The sequence below is a fragment of the Phytohabitans aurantiacus genome (assembly GCF_027923225.1).
Lineage (GTDB): Bacteria > Actinomycetota > Actinomycetes > Mycobacteriales > Micromonosporaceae > Phytohabitans > Phytohabitans aurantiacus.
On sequence record NZ_BSDI01000078.1, the window covers coordinates 1 to 19997 of the forward strand.

General features: G+C 71.6%; 18 protein-coding genes and 1 pseudogene. 11 read left to right on the forward strand and 8 right to left on the reverse strand.

Annotated elements, in window-relative coordinates; translation table 11 throughout:
- Positions 1–169 precede the first annotated feature (169 nt).
- Positions 170–826, reverse strand: coding sequence for a TetR/AcrR family transcriptional regulator (locus tag QMG73_RS42160; protein ID WP_281905200.1), 657 nt, complete (start codon positions 824–826; stop codon positions 170–172).
- Between the two features lie 46 nt (positions 827–872).
- Here QMG73_RS42160 and QMG73_RS42165 point away from each other — a divergent pair, with 46 nt between their 5' ends.
- From QMG73_RS42165 to QMG73_RS42175, 3 genes are read left to right on the forward strand one after another with little or no spacing between them, the layout of a single operon-like run.
- Positions 873–1535 carry a lysophospholipid acyltransferase family protein gene (locus QMG73_RS42165; RefSeq protein ID WP_281905202.1) on the forward strand — a complete coding sequence of 221 codons (663 nt, stop codon included), beginning with the start codon at positions 873–875 and terminating at the stop codon, positions 1533–1535.
- Complete coding sequence (locus tag QMG73_RS42170; protein WP_281905203.1) at positions 1532–2359, forward strand: metallophosphoesterase family protein; 828 nt, start codon at positions 1532–1534, stop codon at positions 2357–2359. Before QMG73_RS42165 ends, QMG73_RS42170 begins: the two co-directional genes overlap by 4 nt.
- Positions 2360–3016, forward strand: a complete 657-nt coding sequence (locus QMG73_RS42175) for a 4'-phosphopantetheinyl transferase family protein (RefSeq protein ID WP_281905205.1) — start codon at positions 2360–2362, stop codon at positions 3014–3016.
- Here the strand turns inward: QMG73_RS42175 and QMG73_RS42180 are convergent.
- The 5 genes and pseudogenes from QMG73_RS42180 to QMG73_RS42200 form a co-directional block, all read right to left on the reverse strand.
- Positions 3013–3546 carry a GNAT family N-acetyltransferase gene (locus QMG73_RS42180; RefSeq protein ID WP_281905207.1) on the reverse strand — a complete coding sequence of 178 codons (534 nt, stop codon included), beginning with the start codon at positions 3544–3546 and terminating at the stop codon, positions 3013–3015. The genes QMG73_RS42175 and QMG73_RS42180 overlap by 4 nt on opposite strands.
- A gap of 67 nt (positions 3547–3613) precedes the next feature.
- A complete protein-coding gene (locus tag QMG73_RS42185) occupies positions 3614–3865 on the reverse strand; it encodes a hypothetical protein (protein ID WP_281905208.1) in 252 nt (83 codons plus the stop codon).
- A gap of 9 nt (positions 3866–3874) precedes the next feature.
- On the reverse strand, positions 3875–4291 hold the full coding sequence (locus tag QMG73_RS42190; protein ID WP_281905209.1) for a hypothetical protein: 417 nt from the start codon (positions 4289–4291) through the stop codon (positions 3875–3877).
- Between the two features lie 79 nt (positions 4292–4370).
- Positions 4371–5084, reverse strand: a pseudogene (locus QMG73_RS42195) (sodium:solute symporter family transporter); the annotation flags it as partial.
- Positions 5085–5162: 78 nt separating this feature from the next.
- The gene (locus tag QMG73_RS42200; protein WP_281905210.1) at positions 5163–5957 is read right to left on the reverse strand and encodes an SGNH/GDSL hydrolase family protein; all 795 of its coding nucleotides are present in this window, start codon (positions 5955–5957) and stop codon (positions 5163–5165) included.
- A gap of 133 nt (positions 5958–6090) precedes the next feature.
- On the opposite strand from QMG73_RS42200, the gene QMG73_RS42205 reads away from it, so the two are divergent.
- From QMG73_RS42205 to QMG73_RS42215, 3 genes are all read left to right on the forward strand, one after another.
- A complete protein-coding gene (locus QMG73_RS42205) occupies positions 6091–7227 on the forward strand; it encodes a lipase family protein (protein ID WP_281905212.1) in 1137 nt (378 codons plus the stop codon).
- A gap of 4 nt (positions 7228–7231) precedes the next feature.
- A complete protein-coding gene (locus QMG73_RS42210; RefSeq protein WP_281905214.1) occupies positions 7232–7639 on the forward strand; it encodes a PPOX class F420-dependent oxidoreductase in 408 nt (135 codons plus the stop codon).
- A gap of 74 nt (positions 7640–7713) precedes the next feature.
- Complete coding sequence (locus tag QMG73_RS42215; RefSeq protein ID WP_281905215.1) at positions 7714–7929, forward strand: hypothetical protein; 216 nt, start codon at positions 7714–7716, stop codon at positions 7927–7929.
- A gap of 533 nt (positions 7930–8462) precedes the next feature.
- On the opposite strand, the gene QMG73_RS42220 is transcribed toward QMG73_RS42215, so the two are convergent.
- Complete coding sequence (locus QMG73_RS42220; RefSeq protein WP_281905216.1) at positions 8463–9806, reverse strand: ferredoxin reductase family protein; 1344 nt, start codon at positions 9804–9806, stop codon at positions 8463–8465.
- A complete protein-coding gene (locus QMG73_RS42225) occupies positions 9806–10762 on the reverse strand; it encodes a LysR family transcriptional regulator (RefSeq protein ID WP_281905217.1) in 957 nt (318 codons plus the stop codon). Before QMG73_RS42225 ends, QMG73_RS42220 begins: the two co-directional genes overlap by 1 nt.
- A gap of 89 nt (positions 10763–10851) precedes the next feature.
- On the opposite strand from QMG73_RS42225, the gene QMG73_RS42230 reads away from it, so the two are divergent.
- From QMG73_RS42230 to QMG73_RS42250, 5 genes are all read left to right on the forward strand, one after another.
- Positions 10852–14061, forward strand: coding sequence for a S8 family serine peptidase (locus QMG73_RS42230; RefSeq protein ID WP_281905219.1), 3210 nt, complete (start codon positions 10852–10854; stop codon positions 14059–14061).
- Positions 14062–15087: 1026 nt separating this feature from the next.
- Positions 15088–16305 carry an esterase-like activity of phytase family protein gene (locus QMG73_RS42235; protein ID WP_281905221.1) on the forward strand — a complete coding sequence of 406 codons (1218 nt, stop codon included), beginning with the start codon at positions 15088–15090 and terminating at the stop codon, positions 16303–16305.
- A 50-nt stretch (positions 16306–16355) separates the two neighbouring features.
- Positions 16356–17183 carry a polysaccharide deacetylase family protein gene (locus tag QMG73_RS42240; RefSeq protein WP_281905223.1) on the forward strand — a complete coding sequence of 276 codons (828 nt, stop codon included), beginning with the start codon at positions 16356–16358 and terminating at the stop codon, positions 17181–17183.
- A gap of 32 nt (positions 17184–17215) precedes the next feature.
- Positions 17216–18487, forward strand: coding sequence for an SGNH/GDSL hydrolase family protein (locus QMG73_RS42245; protein ID WP_281905225.1), 1272 nt, complete (start codon positions 17216–17218; stop codon positions 18485–18487).
- 80 nt (positions 18488–18567) lie between these two features.
- Complete coding sequence (locus tag QMG73_RS42250) at positions 18568–19917, forward strand: glycoside hydrolase family 6 protein (RefSeq protein ID WP_281905227.1); 1350 nt, start codon at positions 18568–18570, stop codon at positions 19915–19917.
- Positions 19918–19997: the final 80 nt, after the last annotated feature.

A 19997-nucleotide genomic window follows, 5' to 3' on the forward strand; every position in this document is an offset into this window, starting at 1 on the left:
CGCCCCGCGCGCCCCGCGCCGTGCGCGCCCCGCGCCCGGCGCGCCGCGCACGCCGCGCGCCGCGCACGCCGCGCACGCCGCGCACGCCGCGCGCGGTCGCGGCGGCGCCCCGCGGCCGCCGATCAAGGGCATGTGCATCGATCAAGGGCAAACGCACGCGGAAATGCGCTCAAACCACGTGCGTTTGCCCTTGATCGGCGGGAGGGGGAGGGGAGGCGGGAGCGGAAGGGGGAGGGGGGAGGAGGTGGGACAGGGTGTGGCGGGCGTAGGCCGCCGCTGGGGTGCGGCGGAGGCGGAAGCCGTGGTGGGCGGCCAGCATGACGCCGGTCAGGTCGAAGACCAGTTGCTCCGGGTCGGTGCCCGCGGGCAGTTCGCCTGCCGCGATCGCCTGACGGGCCTGGATGCGCAGGTCGCGGTGCCACAGCTCGGCGAGGCCGGCGATCGCGTCGCGTACCGGGCCGTCGCGGTCGTCGAACTCGGTCGCGGCCGCGATGAAGAAGCAGCCGCCGGGGAAGACGCCGCGTTCGAGGTAGGAGAGCCACGCGGTGCACAGGGCGCGCAGCCGTGGCAGTCCGGGTGCGGTGCCGGCCGCGCGGTCGGCTACCTCGCGTGTGAATACGGCGGCCGCCGCGTCGACGACCTCCAACTGGAGGCTCTCCTTGGTGCCGAAGTGGCCGAGCAGGCCGGACTTGCTCATGCCCAGGTCGGCGGCCAGCCGGCCGATTGTCAGGCCCGAGAGGCCTTCGACGGAGGCGACGGCCGCGCCGTGCGCCAGGATGGCGGCGTGGGTGCCGGCGGTCGCCTCGACGGATCTGCGGGGACTCACAGCGGTCGACGATAGCATCCGAACGTTCGGTCGCTATAGTTCGCTCATGCTCGCACTGATCACCCGGCAGCTCGTGGCGCCGATGGCCCGGCTCGTCTACCGCCCGGTCGTCGAGGGCCGCCATCACGTACCCAGGCGTGGTCCGGTGATCCTGGCCAGCAACCACCTGTCGTTCATCGACAGCATGGTGATCCCGCTGGTCGCGCCGCGGCCGGTGACGTTCCTGGCCAAGGCCGAGTACTTCGACCGGCGCCGCACCCGCTGGTTCTTCTCCGCGTTCAACGCGGTGCCGGTGCGGCGCGGCAACCACCGGGTCGCGCAGGCGTCGCTCGACGCGGCGTTGGAGGTACTCGAGGGTGGCGGGGCGTTCGGCGTCTATCCCGAGGGCACGCGCTCGCGCGACGGGCGGCTCTACCGCGGTCGCACGGGCGTCGGCTGGCTGGCGCTCACCTCGCGGGTGCCGGTCGTGCCGGTCGGGCTCACCGGCACCGAGGAGATCCAGCCGGTGGGCGCGAAGCTGCCCCGGGTGCGGCGGGTCACCGTACGGTTCGGCGCGCCGATCACTTTCGGGCCCGAGTACGGGGAGGCGGGGCAGGCGCGGGCGCGGCGGCGGGTCACCGACGAGATCATGGACCGGATCGCGGAACTGTCCGGACAGGAGCGGGCCACCGTCTACAACGAGCGCGGCATCGATACGATCCCCGGGTGACCCGGCTCCTCGCGATCAGCGATCTGCACGTCGCGTACCAGGAAAATCGCGACTTCGTCAGCGGCCTGCGCCCCACGGAACCGGACGACTGGCTGCTCGTCGCCGGCGACGTCGGCGAGATGGCCGCCGATGTCGAGTGGGCCCTCGGGCTGCTGCGCGAGCGATACGCCGAGGTGGTGTGGGCGCCGGGCAACCACGAGCTGTGGACGCCGCGCGACGACCCGGTGCGGCTGCGGGGCGAGGAGCGCTATCAACATCTCGTCGACGTGTGCCGCCGGCTCGGCGTGCACACACCCGAAGACCCATACCCCGTCTGGGATGGCCCCGGTGGGCCGGTCACGGTCGTGCCACTGTTCACTTTGTACGACTACTCGTGGCGCCCCGACGGCACGTCCACAAAGGACGAGGCGCTCGCGCTGGCCTACGAGCGCGGTGTCGTGTGCACCGACGAGATCCTGCTGCACCCCGACCCGTACCCGAGCCGCGACGCCTGGTGCGAGGCGCGGATCGCGGCGACCGAGCGACGCCTGTCCACATTGGAGCCCGAGGTGCCGGTGGTGTTCGTCGGCCACTATCCGCTGGTGCGCGAGCCGACCAGGGTGCTGTACCACCCCGAGTTCGCGCAGTGGTGCGGCACCGACCGCACGGCCGACTGGCACCGGCGGCATCGCACCGCCGCCGCCGTCTACGGTCACCTGCACATCCCGCGCAGCACCCGGTACGACGGGGTGCGCTTCGAGGAGGTCTCGGTGGGATACCCGCGCGAGTGGCGCAAGCGGGGGAGCGTGCCGCCCCAGCCGCGCCAGATCCTGCCGGAGTCATAGGTGATCGAGGAGATCCTGCCGCCGGTGGTGGTGGCCGAGGAGGCGTTCGCCGATCCGCCGGGCGTGCCGCTGTTTCCCGAGGAGGCGGCCGCCGTCGCCAAGGCGGTCGCCAAGCGGCGCGACGAGTTCACGACGGCGCGGTACTGCGCCCGTGCCGCGCTGCGCCGGCTCGGTGTCGCGCCGGTGCCGATCCTGCCCGGCGAGCGGGGCGCGCCCCGGTGGCCGGCCGGCATCGTGGGGAGCATGACGCACTGCCTCGGATATCGGGCCGCCGCGCTGGCGCGCCGCCGAGACGTGGTGACGATCGGGATCGACGCCGAGCCGAACGAGGCGCTGCCGGACGGCGTACTCGATGCCATCTCGCTGGAAGCGGAGCGTGAGCTGCTCGCGCGCCTTGCCCTCGACGCGCCTCGGGTGCACTGGGACCGGTTGCTGTTCAGTGCCAAGGAGTCGGTCTACAAGGCGTGGTATCCGCTGACCGGGCGGTGGCTCGACTTCTCCGAGGCGGATGTGGCGATCGACCCGGCGGCGGCGGGGTTCACGGCGCGGCTGCTCGTGCCCGGGCCGGTGGTGGCGGGCGTGGAGTATCGGGAGTTCGCCGGCCGCTATCTGGTGCGCGGCGGTCTCGTGGTGACCGCGATCGCGGTGCTGACCTAACCTTCGAGGTCGGCCGGGCGCATGCGGAAGACCTGGAGCCGTAGGCCGTAGTACTTCTCGGTCTCGCCGACCCAGTCCATGCCGATGTGGCGCGCGACCGCGCCGGCGCGGTCGTTGGCGGGTCGGGTGACGGCGAACACCTCGTCGAGGCCCTCGTCGAACGCCCACCGCGCGAGCCGCTGGCCCGCCTCCACCGCGTATCCCTTGCCCCAGACGTCGCGGTGCAGATGCCAGCCCATCTCCAGGTCGTCGCCGCCGGGTGGCAGCGGCAGCAGCACCGCGCCACCGATCACGCGGCCGTCGTCGCGGCGTTCGATCGCCCAGCGGCCGGCCGGCGGCACGAGGCGCTCGTCTTCGCCGATCCAGTGCTGGAGCACGAGTCGCATCGCGCCGAGGTCGGCGACCGTGTCCATGGCGGGGCTCAGCCACCTGGCGATGCTCGCGTCGCCGTAGACGCCGAGCGCCGTCTCGGCGTCGTCGAGGTGCCACGGCCGGAGGGTGAGCCGCTCCGTCGTCAGTTCTTTCGCCACCAGGCCACTGTATGCCGGCAAGGTGACCACCACGTCCCTCTCGCGTCACGCGATGTAGTGGCCGGCGTCACTCGGGTGGTGGCGATGGGGGCTCCGCTGGCCGGAGCCACTGCCACACGAGGAACACCAGGCCCAGGGCGAGCATGCCCAGCCCCGCCCACAGGTTGATCCGTACGCCCTCGGCCTTGTCGATCTCGGCCCGCGAGTCGAACAGGCCCGCGGCGCCGACGATGAGGCCGTACGCCACGAACAGCCCGCCGATGACGCGGCGCACGTCGAACAGGCGCGCGGCGGCTGAGCGGCGTTCTTCGTCCGACATGTGTGCCCCCTAGAAGACCGGGATGTAGAACAGGACCGCGAGGATCACCGCGATGGCGCCGAGCAGGGTCGGGTTGCGGTACCAGGCGACGCGCTCGGCGAGCAGTTCGCCGCTCGGGGTCACCCCGTACACGAGCCCGCGCAGGTCGTCGTCTGGCTTGGGGCTCGTCAACGGGGTCAGGGCCGCCGCCACGATCAGCACCAGGACGAACGCGATACCCGCGCCCCAGAAGCTCTCCTCGAGGTCGGAGTTGAAGTTCAGCACGCCGGCCTTGTAGAGCAGGTAGGTGGCGAGCGCGCCGAGGGTGCCGGTGAGCAGCGACCAGAAACCCGCCCACGCGGTCATCCGCTTCCAGAACATGCCCACGATGAACGTGGCGAACAGCGGCGCGTTGAACATCGAGAAGAGCGCCTGGATGTAGTTCATGATGTTGCTGAAGCCGGCCGCGGGCGGACAAGGCCCGCTGCACCTCGGCGAAGTTCGTCGTCCAGTACCCGAACGAGAGCACGAAGCCCAGCCCGAACGCGATGCCGATCCAGTTGGCGCCCAACGGGTTGCCGGTGCCAGCGGTGTCGGCCCAGGAGTGCAGCCCGGCCTCGCCGAGCTGGCTGCCGCGCACCGCGTCGGCGAGCCCGCCGAATCCGCCCACCTTCACCAGTCCCAGGACGGTGATGGGCACCAGGCCGGCAAGGATCACGAAGAACTGGAGTACCTCGTTGTAGATGGCCGACGACAGGCCGCCGACGATGATGTAGGCGAGCACGACGAACGCACCAACCACAATGGACGTCCACAGTGGCCAGCCGAGCAGCGCCTGCGTCACGAGCGCCAGCGCGTACAGGTTGACGCCCGCGATCAGCACCTGCGCCACGGCGAAGCTGAGGGCGTCCAGCAGGTGCGTCGGCCGGTTGAAGCGCAACCGCAGGTACTCCGGCACGCTGCGCACCTTCGAACCGAAGTAGAACGGCATCATGACGATGCCGAGGAACACCATCGCCGGCACCGCGCCGATCCAGTAATAGTGGACGGTCATCGCGCCGTACTCCGCGCCGTTGGCCGCCATGCCGATGATCTCCAGGGCGCCCAGGTTGGCCGATACGAACGCCAGGCCGGTCACCCACGCCGGCAGCGACCGGCCGGAGAGAAAGAAGTCGACGCTGGTGCGCACCGAGCGGCGGGCCGCGAAGCCGACCCCGAGCACCGTTACGAAGTACATCATGAGCAGGACGTAGGCGAGCGCGTCCAGTCGCAGCCGTAGGCCATCCTCCACGATGGCCTACGTACCCCGTGGCGCGCTTTACACACCCGCTCGCAGGGCCGCTTCCACCGCCGCCGCGTAGCCGGTCTGGCCGGCACGGTTGGGGTGGTAGGACTCGCTCAGCGGGTTCGAGGTGCCGTTGAGCCACTCGACGTCGTCACAGACCGCGTGGCCGGTGAAGTGGGCGCGGGCGTCGACGAACCCGAATCCGTGTGCCGCCGCCCGGTCGCGGGTCGTCACCGCGAGCAGGTCGGCGGCCGCGTTCAGCTCCTTCTGCTCGCCGGGGGAGATGCGCGCGATCAGGTTGCACTCCTCGCCGTTGAACAGCCGCGGGTACCCGACGACGACCACCCGCGCTGCCGGTGCCAGCGCGCGGATGCGGGCGTACAGCTGGTCGAGGCGGCCGGGCAGGACGGTACGGATCTGGTTCTCGGCGCTGTCGATCTGGGCCCAGCAGGTGTACGGCCACGGCAGCGCGCACCGGCTGATCGCCGAGGACCAGCCGATGTCGTTGCCACCGGCCGAGACCGTCACGTAGGCGGTGGCCGCGTTGAGGCTCGCCAGCTGTCCATTGAGGACGCCCGAGACGGTGGCGCCGGAGCACGCGGCGAACGTGAGCGTCGCGCCGAGGCGGGCGGCGTCGAGCACGGGGTACGCGTACTGCGAGCGCTGGCAGGAGCCGCTGTCGGAGTAGTAGGAACGGGTGCCGGTACCGGAGGAGTAGGAGTCGCCGAGGGCCGTGTACGCGGGTGCCGCGGCGTGGGCCGGTTGGGCGATCCCGAGTACGGCCATCAGTGCGGCGGTGATCAGGAGGGCAGGGCGGCGTAGGGGCATGGTGGCCTCCCCAAATCGGAGATCGTGGATCTCAGGGTGACAGCATCATTCGACCTTGGGAAGGCTGCTGAAGGAAGTTTTCAGCCGGACTGTGGCACGATGACGTCCGGACATCGATAGCCATGGAGGTGTCGTGCGTGCCATCCGTGCCATCCGTGCCATCGCGACGGTGACGGCCACCGCGATCGTCGCTGTCGGCGCCGCGGTGCCGGCGTCGGCGGGCCACCGACCCACCGCGCCCGGCCGCCTCGTCAGCGCCGAGCCGCTCCCCGACGAGCTGCGGCTGCCCGGTGCCGGCACCGCCTGGCGGCTGCGATACACGTCCACGTCGTGGAGCGGCCGCGCCACCGTGGTGAGCGGCACCCTCTCGCTGCCGCCCGGCCGGCCGCCCCGCCACGGGTGGCCGGTGGTCAGCCTCGCGCCGGGCTTCGGCGGCACCCCGGACGCCTGCGCGCCATCCCGGGCCGGCGTGCCACCGTTCGCGCTGCCGTTCGGCCAGGCGCTGCTCGCCGCCGGGTACGCCGTCGCGGTCACCGACTACGAGGGCATCGGCACGCCGGGGGAGAGCTCGGTCGTGCACGGTCCCGCCGAGGCGTACTCGGCAATCGACATTGTGCGGGCCGCGCGCCGCCTCGCGGCCGTGAGCCGCGTGTGGGCCGCGGTCGGTTACTCCCTCGGCGGGCACGCGGCGCTGTGGGCGGGGCACCTGGCGCGGCGGTACGCGCCAGAATTGCGGCACACCGGCACCGTGGCGATCGCGGCGACGACACAGTGGACAGCGCAGTTCGCCGCGCCACCGTTCCGCGACCCGGCGGCGCCGTTCAGCCCGATCGTGCCCTACATGGGGCGCACGCTCGCCCTGACGCACCCGGGGGAGTTCCGAGCCGCGGACTGGTTCACGCCGGCGGGGCTCGATCTGGTCGAGCTCGCCGGGCGGGCGTGCGTCGAGGAGATGGCCGGCACGATCGCGGGCGTCACCAACGGCGCCGCGCTGCGCGACCCGGCGGCCGCGGCGGACGCCTTCGCGGCGCTGCTCGCGCCGCACGAGGTCCCCATTGGACGGTACCGGGAGCCGGTGCGGCTCGCGCACGGCACCGCCGACACCCTGCCCGCGGCGCTCAGCGAGATCACGGCCGGCCAGCTCGCCGCGGCGGGCACGGACGTCGAGTACACGCCGGTGCCGGGCGCCGACCACTTCACGGTGCTCGCCGCGGTGGCGCGCGCCACGGTCGACTGGCTCGCCGAGATGTTCACCGGCGTGCCAGGGTAGAGGCATGACGATGCCGCCGCGCAGCCACGCTGACCTGCTCGAACGCCCCACCTTCGCCAACCTGGCCACCGTGCGCCCGGACGGCGCGCCGCAGGTCAACGTGATGTGGTTCGCGTGGGACGGCGAGCGCATCCGGATGACCCACAAGCGCACGCGCCAGAAGTTCCGCAACATCGGGCGGGAGCCGCGCGTCGCACTGTCCATTCCGGACCCCGACGACCAGTACCGTTTTCTGGAGGTGCGCGGCATCGTGGAGAGCATCGAGGACGACGACGAGAAGGCATCGTTCTACCAGTCGCTGCAGGAGCGGTATGGCCGGGTGTACCCGATTCATGACGCTCCCGACCGCGTGATCGTCACGATCCGGCCGGAGTCTTTTGTCGCTGTGGTGGATGGCACGGTTCAGAAATAAACGTCTGTCACTATACTGATCGTCGCGTACCCGTTACGCGGTGCATCGGTCGGTGGCAGTCAAAGGGGAGTGCCGTGGCGACGTTCAGGCTGAAGGAGATCGCGGCAGACGAGCTCATCGTCGAGGCGACCCGCGTGGTGACCGACGGGGCCAACATCTACTTCGAAGACTACGTCGACGGCGTCTGGCGCATCTCCCTGTCGGTGCCGGCCGAAAACGTCGAGCGCCTGCGCCGCTCCACAGGCGAGCGCCAATGGATCGCCATCCGCCCCCAACCGGTCACGGAATAACCCCCCGCGCGCCCCGCGCGGCCTCCGCGCGCGCCCCTTTCCGCCGATCAAGGGCGAATGCACGTGGTTGGATCTCTTTTCCGCGTGTATTTGCTCTTGATCGATGAGAATGCCCTTGATCGACGCGGCTGAGGTGAGCGATCCGGCCTTGCCGGACGCCGCGTTGTTCAAGCGCGGCGCGCTCGTCCGATTTTGAGCTGCCGCGGCGTCCGTCGCGGTCCAAACCGTTGCTCCCGCGGCCTCACCCTCCGCGTCCCCACGACCTAGCCCGTTCCCAGCCCTTGGTGATCGGCGGCCGAGGCCAACGCGCGGGCAAAGCCCGGGCCGGAACGTGAATCGCGCAGGGTGAGGCCGCGGGAGCAACGGTATGGACCGCGATGAACGCCGCGGTAGCTCAAAGCGTCGCAAGCCAGCGCGCCGATCAAGGAGATCCGCATGGATCAAGGGCAAAAACACGCGGAAAAGAGATCAAACCGCGTGCATTCGCCCTTGATCGGCGGGGAGAGCGGGGCGGGGCGCGGGCGCGGGGAGGGTTAGGCGAGGGTGAAGCGTTCGGCGTGGATTTGGCGGGTGGGGACGCCTAGGGCTTTTAGGCTGCGGAGCACGGCCTCGGTCATCGGGAGCGGGCCGCAGACGTAGATGTCGCGCTCCGTGATGTCGGGCACCGCGGCGGCCAGGTTTTCGGGTGCGAACGGCATGTTGGGCGGCGAGCCGGCGCCGGTGCGGCCGGTGAGCAGGTGGACGCGGGCGCCGCGCTCGCGGGCCAGGGACTCCAGCTCGGGCAGCAGCACCGCCTCGGCCTCGCTGTGCACGCGGTAGAGCACCACGGACGGCTCAGTCGACTCTTCCAGCAGGGCGCGGATCGGGGTGATGCCCACGCCGCCGGCGATGAGCAGCAGCCCGGGGCGGGTCTGGTGAAGGGTGGTGAAGGCGCCGTACGGGCCCTCGGCGAAGACGCGGCTGCCGACCGGCACGCCGCGCAGCCCGGCGCTGGTCTTGCCGACGGCCTTGGCGGTCAGCCGCAGCGAGCGGCCGTTCGGTGCGGCCGACAGCGAGAACGGGTTGGCCTGCCACCAGTTGTTGTGCCCGGGAAACCGCCAGATCATGAACTGCCCGGCGCGGGCCGGCAGCTTGTCGAGGTGCCGGCCGGTGACGTGCACGGAGACGACGTTGTCGGCCTCGGGCACCACAGCGGCCACCCGGAACCCGTGATAGACGTTGCGCCACACCGGCACCACGATCCGACCGACGACCAGGGCGGTCAGGACCAGGACCCAGACGGTCCACCAGTACACCTCGGCGGCGGTCGACTGGGTGAACGTGGTGCCTTCGAGGGCCTGGTGGGCGAGGCCGATGCCGACGGCGACGTACAGCAGCAGGTGCAGGGCGTGCCACACCTCGTACCCGAGGAGGCGGCGGATCTGCCGCATCGACAGGGCGGCCACCACGACGATGATGCTGGCGGCGATCATGCCGAGCATCGAGGCGGTCACCCCGGCCAGGCTCCAGAACGTGTCCCACGGCCCTTCCGAGCCGAGCGCGGTGTATCCGGAGACGACGATCGTGGCGTGCGTCAACACGGTCCACAGCAGCGTGAAGCCGATCCAGCGGTGCCAGCGGGTGAGCCGGTCCATGCCGAGGCGGCGGTCGAGCCACGGCACCCGGGCGACGAGGGTCAGCTGCAGCATCATGATCAGGGCGGTGTGCAGGCCGAAGAACTTGCCCACCGTCAAGATCGAGTTCTTGCCCTTGCCGTACTTGATGAAGAGGATCTCGATGACCAGTACGTGCGCTAACCAGGCCCCGAGCAGCACATACGTGGCCAGCCTTCCCGGGGCCACCGCCGTGCGGGTCAGGGGCCGAGCCGTCGCCGTCATCAAGATCTCCCGCCGTCGTCCGGGTGTATCCCGGCATTATCGGTGAGAGGAGCACGTCGCGAGGCCAGATACGCCGCTACGAGCGCGTCGCGCAGCCGGGGAGCGTGGGGGGCGAGCGGGCCGCGCGCCGGCCAGATGAGCCGCTGGCGCACCCACATCGGGTCGCCGGCCAGCGGCCGCACCACCACACCGGCGCGTGCCGGGGTCAGCGCGTGGGCCAGCGCCACCCCGTGGCCCTGCCCGATCAGCGGGAAGACCAGCTCACCGCTCATCCGCTGCACCCGCCGCGGGGTGAACCCGGCCCGCCGGCAGGCGGCCCGGAACTGCGCCCGCATGCGCACGTCCTTGCCCTCCCCGGCCAGCCACTGCTCGTCGGCGAGGGCGTGCAGCGGCACCTTGTCGTGCCCGGCGAGCGGGTGGCTCTCGGGCAGTAGGACGAAGATCGGCTCCAGCGTGAGCTCCGCCTCGCCCAACTCCGGCGGCAGCGCCAACTCGAACCCGGGATAGTCCACCCCCAGCCCGAACTCCAGCCGCCCGCCGGCCAGCAGGTCGATCAGCTCCTCCGCGGTGTCGGCCACGTGCAGGGCGACGTCGGCCCGCGGAAACAGGGTGCGGGCGGCGGTCATCATCAGCGCCGTCAGCGGGCCGGGGATCGAGCCGAGCCGCACCGCGTCGAGGGCGGTGTCGGCGGGCCCGCGCTGGCGCACGTCGCGCAGCAGGTCGCCGTACAGGGTGAGGATGCCGGTGGCGTGGGACAGGACGATGCCGCCGAGCGTGGTGAGGCGCGCGCCGCTGCCGTCGCGCTCGAACAGCGGGGCGCCGAGCGCGCGTTCGATCCGCTGGAGCTGCGCGGTCAGGGCCGGCTGGGTGTACCCGAGCGCGGCCGCCGCCCGGCTGATGCTGCCCGCCTCGGCGATCGCGGCGACCACGCGCAGGTGCCGGATCTCCAGGTCCATAACGCGATGCTATGGGGTGCTGGGATTACCCGGAAGATCATCGAACTCGCGACAGTGTGCGAATGCGCCGGATAGCGATAGTGCTCTGTATGGCCGTGGCCTCTAGTGGGGTAGCCCCAGCCGCCGCCGCGTCACCAGCGTGGCGGGTGAACACCGAGGCGCCGGGCGGGCACTGGGTCACCCTCGTGACCGGCGACCGCGTGTACCTCGACGGCGACCGCGTCGCGATCGAGGCGGCGGCCGGGCGCGAGCGGGTCGGCTTCAGCCAGTACAGCCGGGAGGGCCACCAGTACGTGGTGCCGAACGACGCGCTGCGGCTGGTCTCGTCGGGCCGGGTCGACAGCCGGCTGTTCGACGTGACCGGGCTCGTGGCGGCCGGCTACGACGACAGCCAGGTCGCCGAGGTGCCCACCATCCTCAGTGGAGTCAGCCCGCGATCGGGCCGGGTCACCCGGTCACTGTCCAGTGTGGGCGGTTCGGCCGTGAAGGTGGAGAAGCGGCGGGCGGCCAGCTTCTGGGCCGACGTGACCGCGAACAAGGCCGGCAAGGTGTGGCTCGACGGCCGGCGCACGGTCAGCCTCGACCGGAGCGCGGCGCAGATCGGCGCGCCGGACGCGTGGGCGGCCGGATACGACGGCAGCGGCGTCACCGTCGCGGTCCTCGACACCGGCGCCGACGCCACCCACCCCGACCTGGCCGGGCGGATCGCCGAGCAGCGCGACTTCACCGGCACCGACCTGCGCGACACCGTCGGTCACGGCACGCACGTGGCAGCCACCATCGCGGGCACCAGCACGCGGTACCGGGGCATCGCGCCTGGCGCCACCCTGCTGATCGGCAAGGTGTGCCCGACCAGGCAGTGCAGCGAGTCGGCCATCCTCGCGGGCATGGAGTGGGCGGCGCCGCGCGCCGACATCGTCAACATGAGCCTCGGCGGCCCCGACACCGGCGACGCCGACCCGCTCAAGGTCGCCCTGAACGCGCTGACCGCCAGCACAGGAACGCTCTTCGTCGTCGCGGCCGGCAACAACGGCGCCGAGGGCGGCGTCTCCTCGCCCGCCACCGCCGACGCCGCCCTCGCGGTGGGCGCGGTCGACCGCCAGGAGAACCTGGCCTCCTTCTCCAACCGCGGGCCGCGTGCCGACGGCGGGATCAAGCCCGACATCACGGCACCGGGCGTCGACATCGTCGCCGCCCTGTCCAAGGACAGCGGGTATCCGGCCTCCTCGCCCGGGTACACGCAACTGAGCGGCACGTCGATGGCGACGCCCCACGTGGCCGGCGCCGCCGCGCTGCTCGCGCAGCAGCACCCGGCCTGGCGGGCCGGCGAGCTGAAGGCGCAGCTCATGGCGTCGGCACGGTCGAACCCCGCGCTGACCCCCAACCAGCAGGGCGCCGGCCGCGTCGACCTGACGCGCGCCGTGCGCCAGGCCGTGCTGGCCGCGCCGGTCAGCCTCGCGCTCGGCACCCAGGCGTTTCCGGCCGGCGACGACACGCCGGTCGTGCGGACCGTGACCTATCGCAACGAGGGCGCCGCGCCGCTGACGCTGGCGCTCACCACGCCCGCGACCGGCCCAGACGGTGGTCCGGCGCCCGCCGGCATGTTCGCGGTCAGTCCGGCACTTTTGACGGTACCGGCGGGCGGCACCGCCTCGGCGACGCTCACCGCCGACACGCGCGTGACGAGCCCGACGGGCGCGTTCCACGGCGCGGTCGTGGCCAGCTCCGCGGATGGCACGATCTCTGCTCGGGTACCGCTGACGATCGCCAAGGAACACGAGTCCCGCCGGCTCACCGTCACCGTCCTGGACCGCACCGGCGCACCCGCGACCGACTACTCACTCAACATCGTGGGCGTGGACTTCCCGGTCATCAAGGTGCCGTACAGCGCGACCGGCACCACGACCACGTCGCTGCGCGTCGGGCGGTACGACCTCCAGGCCACCGTCGTCACGCCAGAACCGGGCGGTGGCAGCTCGACGCTACTGGTGCGGCCCGCGTTCACGGTCGGCTCGGGCGGTGACGCGCAGGTCGTGCTCGACGCCCGGCAGGGCACGCCCGCGTCGGTGACCGTGCGGCGCGAAGGGGCCGCCAGCCGCCTGGCCGACCTCGGGTACCACCGTGTCCTCCCGTCGGGGTACAGCCTGCCCTACCGGGTCATCGGCAACACGTTCGACAAGCTGTACGCGGCCAGCCTCGGTGACCCGCTGCCGGCCGACGCGGGCACGCTCACGGCTGAGGTGCGCGCGTTCTGGGCACGGTCCAATGCGGACGGTACGTTTACGGACTCGCCGTACGAGTACGACCTGGTGTGGTACAAGCGGGGCGCGCTGTTCCGGAACTTCCGGCACGTGGTGCGCGACAGCGAGCTGGCGAAGGTGACGCACCGGTTCTACTCGGTGACGCCCGACGCGCGCAGCGCCATCATGCACAACTGGGGCTTCCCGGCCGAGGGCGGTTCGGCGCTGTCGGGCCCGATCCCGTTCACGATCCCGGGTGAGCGCGTCAGTTACCACTCGGCCGGAGGGGTGAACTGGGACAGCCGGCTCGACCAGCGCGGCCCGGGGTACGGCACCCAGTTCTGGACGGCGCCGGTCACGTGGAAGGCCGGCAAGCAGTACACAGTGGAGTGGCAGAAGGGCCCGGCCTCGCCCATCTTCAACAGCGACCTGGTCTTCTTCACCCGCAAGGGCAACATGATGTCGTTCAATGTGCCGCCGTTCGGTGACCAGGCTGGCCACACCGGATACTCCACACTGGACACCGGGAAGATGTCGTTCTATCGTGACGGCACGCTGCTGGCCGACATCCCCACGTACTTCTACGACGCCGGCGGTGCCGTGCCCGCCACGGAAAGCACGTACCGGCTGGAGTACGCGGTGACCCGGGGCGCCGACGGCTCCTTCGACAACGCGACGGCGATCAGTGGCGCCTGGACGTTCCGCTCCGCCGAGACGCCCGCCGACAAGGCGACCTCGCTGCCGCTCGCGTCGGTGGCGTTCCGGCCGGCGCTGGACCTGGAAAACAGCGCACCCGGCGGCCGGCCGTACGCGGTTCCGCTTACCATCGAACGCCAGCCGGGCGCGGCGCCGTCCGCCCTGCGCAAGGCAACGGTCGACGTCTCGTACGACGAGGGCGCCACCTGGCATCGCGTCCCGCTCCTGCCGACGGGGCGCGCGAGCTGGCTGGCCCTGCTCAGCCACCCGAAGCAGGGGTCGGTGTCGCTGCGCGCGAGCGCCGAGTACGCCGACGCCGCTACCGTCACGTACACCGTGACCCGCGCCTACAACCTCCGCTAACCCCGCGCCCCACCGCGCCCTCTCCCCTCCGCGCCCTCTCCCCGCGCTGCGCTGCGCTCCGCGCCCGTCCCCTCCGCCGGCACCTCCGCCCACCGTGACGGCGTGTCGCCACGCCTGGCCCGCCGATCAAGGGCGAACGCACGTGGTTGGATCTCTTTTCCGCGCGCGTCCGTCCCCAGGCCGGCCCGGCACGGCGTGTCGCCACGCCCGGCCCGCCGATCAAGGGCGAACGCACGTGCTTTGATCTTAAAACCACGTGCGTTCGCCCTTGATCGTGCGGATTTCCCTTGATCGGCGGCCCGTGCGGTCCGCGTGTCGTGGCGGGTGTGGTCCGGCCGCGACCTGTGCGGTCCGCGTGGTGCGACGGGTGTGGTCCGGCCGCAGCCTGTGCGGTCCGCGTGTCGTGGCGGGTGTGGTCCGGCCGCGGCCTGTGCGGTCCGCGTGGTGCGACGCGCGCGGTCCGGCTGCAGCCTGTGCGGTCCGCGTGGTGCGACGGGTGTGGTCCGGCCGCAGCCTGTGCGGTCGGCGTGGTGCGACGGGTGTGGTCCGGCCGCGGCCTGTGCGGTCGGCGTGTTGCGGCGGGTGTGGTCCGGCCGCGGCCTGTGGGGTCCGCCTGTGGCGCGCCGGCGTGTCGGTGGCCTGGCGTGGCGCCCGGGTGCTCGACCGGTACGGGCGTTGGCGCGGCGAGGAACGGCCGTTGCGCGAGATCGTGGTGAGTAGCTGTCCCTGTAGGGGCAGCAGATCGCCACGATCTACAGCCGGTGGCGGTGCCCGGCCGGCGCGCTGGTTGTGTGGCCGCGGAGGGTGAGGCCGCGGGAGCAACGGGCATGGCGCACGGCGGACGTCGCGGTAGCTCGGAGCCTGGTTCTGAACTTGACCCCGACGCCCGGGCTCCAAGATTTCCGCCGACAGCGACCGCTGCCCGCGTCGGGTGCTCGGTCTGTCGCCAGGACACGTCATCTGGTGTTCACCTTGGGTTCAGGGTGGTGTCGCGGGTTGGCGAGTGGTGGGCGCTTGCATCCCCTCGTGACGATCTCCGCGATACGCATCAAGGCTGTAGCGTCTGTGGCCGCGCTGGTGTCGGTGCTGCCGGCGACCGCGGCGGCGGGTAAGCCGTCTGAGGCGCCCACGCTGCTGGGCAGGGCGCTGCTGCCGGCGACGGACTATCAGCCGGGGCCGGTCTCCGGCACGCTGCTCGCCCCGACGACGGTCAACGGCGTGACGCCACCCTTTCCGGGCCAGCCGATTCCCGGGTTTTCCGCCGTCATCCCGGCCCGCGCCGGTGACCGGTCGGGCAAGCGGCTGCTCGCCATGCCCGACAACGGGTTCGGCGCCAAGAATAATTCTGCCGACTTCCTGTTGCGCGCCTACTGGATCCGCCCCGACTACCGCACCGGCGACGTAAACGTGGACGGGTTCCTGAGCTTCCGCGACCCGGACCGCAAGGTGCCGTTCCCCATTGTCAACGAGAACACCGCGGAGCGCCTGCTCACCGGGGCCGACTTCGACATCGAGTCGCTGGCCCGGGACGCGCGCGGTGACCTGTGGATCGGCGACGAGTTCGGACCGTACCTGGTCCGGACCGACCGGACGGGCAAGGTGAAGCAGGCGCCGATCCCGCTGCCTGACGGTGGCAAGTCGCCGCAGTCGCCGGATCTGGCACCGGGCGAGACGCCGACGGTACCGGCCAGCCGGGGCTTCGAGGCGATGGCAGTGAGCAGGGACGGCTGGAGGCTGTACCCGATCCTGGAGGGTGCGCGGACCGACGATCCCGACCAGCGCCGCCGGATCGTGTACCAGTTCGACGTGCGGAAGAACCGGTACACGGGGCGCACGTGGTCGTTCCGGGTCGACGATCCGTCCTTTGTGGTCGGTGACGCGGCGGTACTCGACGGCAAGCGGCTCATCCTCATCGAGCGTGACAACGCGATGGGGCCGGCGTCGGCGGTCAAGAAGCTCGTCGTCACCGAGTTGGGCAAGGCCGACGCGCTGACCCGCCGTACCGTCGTCGACCTGCTCGACATCGCCGACCCGCGCGGGGTGTCCACACCGGCTCGGCCGGGAGAGTACGGCGTGGGGCCGGTGTTCAAGTTTCCGCTCCAGTCGGTGGAGTCGGTGCTGCCGCTCTACGGCGACAAGGTACTCGTCGCCAACGACAACAACTTCCCGGGCAACGACGGCCGGATTCCGGGCCGGGCCGACGATACCGAGCTGATCGTGATCGACGTGCCAGGTTTGCGGTAGCGCGACCACGCTACGATCCCTGCTCACACCGACCACAACGGGGGAGAGCTGTGGGCAGGGATCGCCGTGCTGTGCTGCGCCAGGCGCTGACGTTCGCGGGTGGCGTCGCCACCACCATGTCGGCACATCGGATCGCCAAGGAGGTCGGGCCCGATCGCCTTCCGCTGAGCGGAGGGTACGCGCCCGGCGGGGTCGCCAGCAGCGGCGACACGGGTATGCGGGGCGAGACCGTCGCCCGGCGCGGGGAGACGGTGGTGCGGTGGCGGGTGCGCACCGAGAAACCGTTGGTGGCGTTGACGTTCGACGACGGGCCCGGTCCGGAGTGGACACCCATGGTGCTGAACGCGCTCGACCGGCACCGGGCCAAGGCGACGTTCTTCGTCGTGGGCGAGCGGCTGACCCGGCACGAAGGGTTGGTGCGCAACAGGATCGCGCGGCACGAACTGGCCAACCACACCTGGTCGCACCAGGACCTGGCGCGGCTCGACGAGGCCCAGGTACGCGACCAGCTCCTGCGGACCCACTTCGCGATCAAGCGAGTGACGGGTGAGTCGCCGACGGTGATGCGACCGCCGTGGGCGCACCTGGGTGGCAGCACGCTCGTGGTGGCCGAGGAGTTCGGGTACGACGTGGTCATGTGGTCGCATCAGATGCACGAGAAGCGCTTCAAGGCCAACCCGCCGGCGCAGGCGCGCGACATCGTCGACAACGTCGGGCCGGGCTCGATCGTGCTGGCGCACGACGTCGGCAAGCGTGAACGGCTGGTGGCGTTGAGTCAGCTCGACGCGATCATCGTCGGGCTGCGGATGCGCGGGCTGGAGCTGGTGACCGTCTCGGAGCTGATCGCGGCGGCGTCCCCCACGGGCCAGTCACATTGACTAGGATGGATCACCTTGGGGAGGTGGTTCCATTGCGCAGGTGTGCGCTTGTCGCCGTACCGCTGCTGCTGACGCTGCTCGGAGCTGGAGGGTCGGCGGTCGCTGGTGCGGCGCGGACGCCGGATGCCACAGTGGACGCTGGTGCGTCCGGTGGGTGGGTGACCACGTGGGGTGGCAGCGCGATGGCGCCGTCGGCGCTGGTCTCGTCGGTGCAGGAGCTCGACGACCAGACCGTGCGCAACATCGTCTACACCTCCGCGGGCGGCGGTGAGCTGCGCATCCGGGTGAGCAACGCGTTCGGCGACCGGCCCGTGCGGATCGGCGCGGCCACCGTGGCGCGCCAGCTGCGCGAGGCGGAGGTCGACGCGACGACGCTGCGCGCGCTGACGTTCGGCGGGCGGCCGGGCGTGCGGCTGCCGGCCGGTGGCCAGGCGCTCAGCGACCCCGTCCGCATGCCGGTGCCGGCGCTCGCCAACCTCGCCGTGAGCCTGTATGTGCCGGAGGCGACCGGCCCCGCGACCTACCACCAGGACCCGCAGCAGGACAACTGGCTGGCGGCCGGCGACCACGCGGCCGACGCCGGCGCGGCCGCGTTCGGCACCAAGGTGGGCACCTGGTTCTTCGTCGACGCGGTGCAGGTGCGCGGCCGCGCGCCCGGCACGATCGTGGCGGTCGGCGACTCGATCACCGACGGCACCTCCGGCCAGTGGAACGCGAACACCCGCTGGCCGAACTACCTGGCCAGGCGGCTGGTCGAGCGATACGGCCAGGCGGCGCCGGCCGTGGTCGACGAGGGCATCAGCGGCAACCGGATCCTCAACGACTCGACGTGTTTCGGTGTCAACCTGCTCGAGCGGCTCGAGCGCGACGTGTTCAGCCAGGCGGGCGTGCGCACCGTCGTGTTGCTGGAGGGCATCAACGACCTGGGCTTCAGCCAGACCGACAACAGCGGCTGCACCGCGCCGAACACCGAGGTCAGCGTCGCGCAGCTCGTCGCCGCGTACCGGCAGATCGCCGCACGGGCGCACGCGCGCGGCCTGAAGATCTACGCCGGCACGCTGATGCCCGCGCAGGGCTTCTCATACTGGAACGACGCCGCGGAGCGCAAGCGGCGCGAGGTAAACGCGTGGATCCGCGGGTCGGGCGCCTTCGACGGCGTCGCCGATTTCGCGACGATCATGGCGTACCCGGGCCGTCCCGAGCTGCTGGATCCCAAGTACGACAGCGGCGATCACCTGCACCCCAACGACGCCGGATATGAGGCGATGGGCCGGGAGGTGGCCCGAATCCTGACCGGAGAGTGACCGGATGGTGACTTGACACCGGTCGGGGTGCGGGCGAGCCTCGATCCATTGAATTCGATGCGTTGACGTCAGGAGACATAATGCCTCGCACGGCGTTCCGCCGCGGCCTGACCGCCATCGGCGCGGCCGCGATCTTAGTCCTCTCAGCCGGCACCACCAGCGCGTCCGCGCACGGGCGCGACACGGGCCGCCTCTACGTCCCGCCGCCGAATCCCGCGGCGGTCACCCACATCGCCGACCTCGCCAAGTCTGGCAAGATCCGCGACGCCCTGCTGCTGGCCAAGATGGTCAGCAACCCGCAGGCGGTGTGGTTCACGGGCGGCACGCCCGCCGAGGTCAAGGCCAAGGCCCGCCAGACGGTCGCCGCCGCGGCCAAGCAGCACGCGGTACCGGTCCTGGTCGCCTACAACATCCCGTTCCGCGACTGCTCGCTGTACTCCGCGGGCGGCGCGCTGAACACGGCCGACTATCTGGCGTGGGTCGACGCGTTCGCCGCCGGCATCGGCAAGAGCAAGGCGATCGTGCTGCTGGAGCCCGACGGGCTGGGCATCATCCCGTTCTACACCGACCTCGGCGGCACCCAGGAGTGGTGCCAGCCGAAGGACGCGGCCGGCAACCCGCAGCCCGGCGCGTCACCCGCCGAGCGGTTCACCGCCATGAACGGCGCCGTCGACCGGCTCAAGCGGCAGCCCGGCGTCAGCCTGTACCTGGACGGCACCCACAGCGGCTGGCTGGGCGCCGGCGACGCGGCTGACCGGCTGGTCAAGGGCGGCGTGCAGCGGGCCGACGGGTTCTTCCTCAACGTGTCGAACTACCAGCCCGACCCGCAGCAGCAGAAGTACGGCACGTGGATCTCGGGCTGCATCGCGTTCGCCAACAACCCCGAAGAGGGCGGCTGGCGGCTCGGAAACTACAGCTGGTGCGCCAGCCAGTACTACCCGGCCAGCCCCAACGACTTCAGCACGTGGGGCCTGACCGACAAGTGGTACGCCGACAACCTCGGCACCGCCGTGCCTACCACCCGGTTCGTCGTCGACACCAGCCGCAACGGCCACGGGCCCAACGACATGTCGGCGTACGCGGCCGCGCCGTACAACCAGCCGGCCGGTGTGGTGAGCACGCTGCGCAACGGCAGCTGGTGCAACCCGCCCGGCCGTGGCGTCGGCCTGCGCCCCACCACGAAGACCGGTGTGCCACTGCTCGACGCGTACGTGTGGGCGAAGATCCCCGGCGAGTCCGACGGCACCTGCGACATCCGGGGCGGCGCCCGCGCCTGGGACTACACCGCCTACAACCCGTGGAACGTGCCCGCCGAGCGGCAGGACACCTTCGACCCGCTGTGGGGCCAGGTGGATCCGGCTGCCGGTGCCTGGTTCAGGGACCAGGCGCTCGAACTGGCCAAGCTGGCCAACCCGCCGCTGAAGCGGTAAGCCCCGGTCCGTGCGGGGCGCCGGCTCCTTCTGGGCCGGCGCCCCGTTGCCGCGTCCGGCTACTCTGCGCCTGTACGACC

Bases quoted from the DNA above. Each gene is read 5' to 3' on its own strand.
- QMG73_RS42190 (WP_281905209.1), bottom strand. From the start codon at position 4,291: ATGAACTACATCCAGGCGCTCTTCTCGATGTTCAACGCGCCGCTGTTC.
- QMG73_RS42225 (WP_281905217.1), bottom strand. From the start codon at position 10,762: ATGGACCTGGAGATCCGGCACCTGCGCGTGGTCGCCGCGATCGCCGAG.
- QMG73_RS42220 (WP_281905216.1), bottom strand. From the start codon at position 9,806: ATGACGGCGACGGCTCGGCCCCTGACCCGCACGGCGGTGGCCCCGGGA.
- QMG73_RS42185 (WP_281905208.1), bottom strand. From the start codon at position 3,865: ATGTCGGACGAAGAACGCCGCTCAGCCGCCGCGCGCCTGTTCGACGTG.
- QMG73_RS42250 (WP_281905227.1), top strand. From the start codon at position 18,568: ATGCCTCGCACGGCGTTCCGCCGCGGCCTGACCGCCATCGGCGCGGCC.
- QMG73_RS42200 (WP_281905210.1), bottom strand. From the start codon at position 5,957: ATGCCCCTACGCCGCCCTGCCCTCCTGATCACCGCCGCACTGATGGCC.
- QMG73_RS42210 (WP_281905214.1), top strand. From the start codon at position 7,232: ATGACGATGCCGCCGCGCAGCCACGCTGACCTGCTCGAACGCCCCACC.
- QMG73_RS42165 (WP_281905202.1), top strand. From the start codon at position 873: ATGCTCGCACTGATCACCCGGCAGCTCGTGGCGCCGATGGCCCGGCTC.
- QMG73_RS42230 (WP_281905219.1), top strand. From the start codon at position 10,852: ATGGCCGTGGCCTCTAGTGGGGTAGCCCCAGCCGCCGCCGCGTCACCA.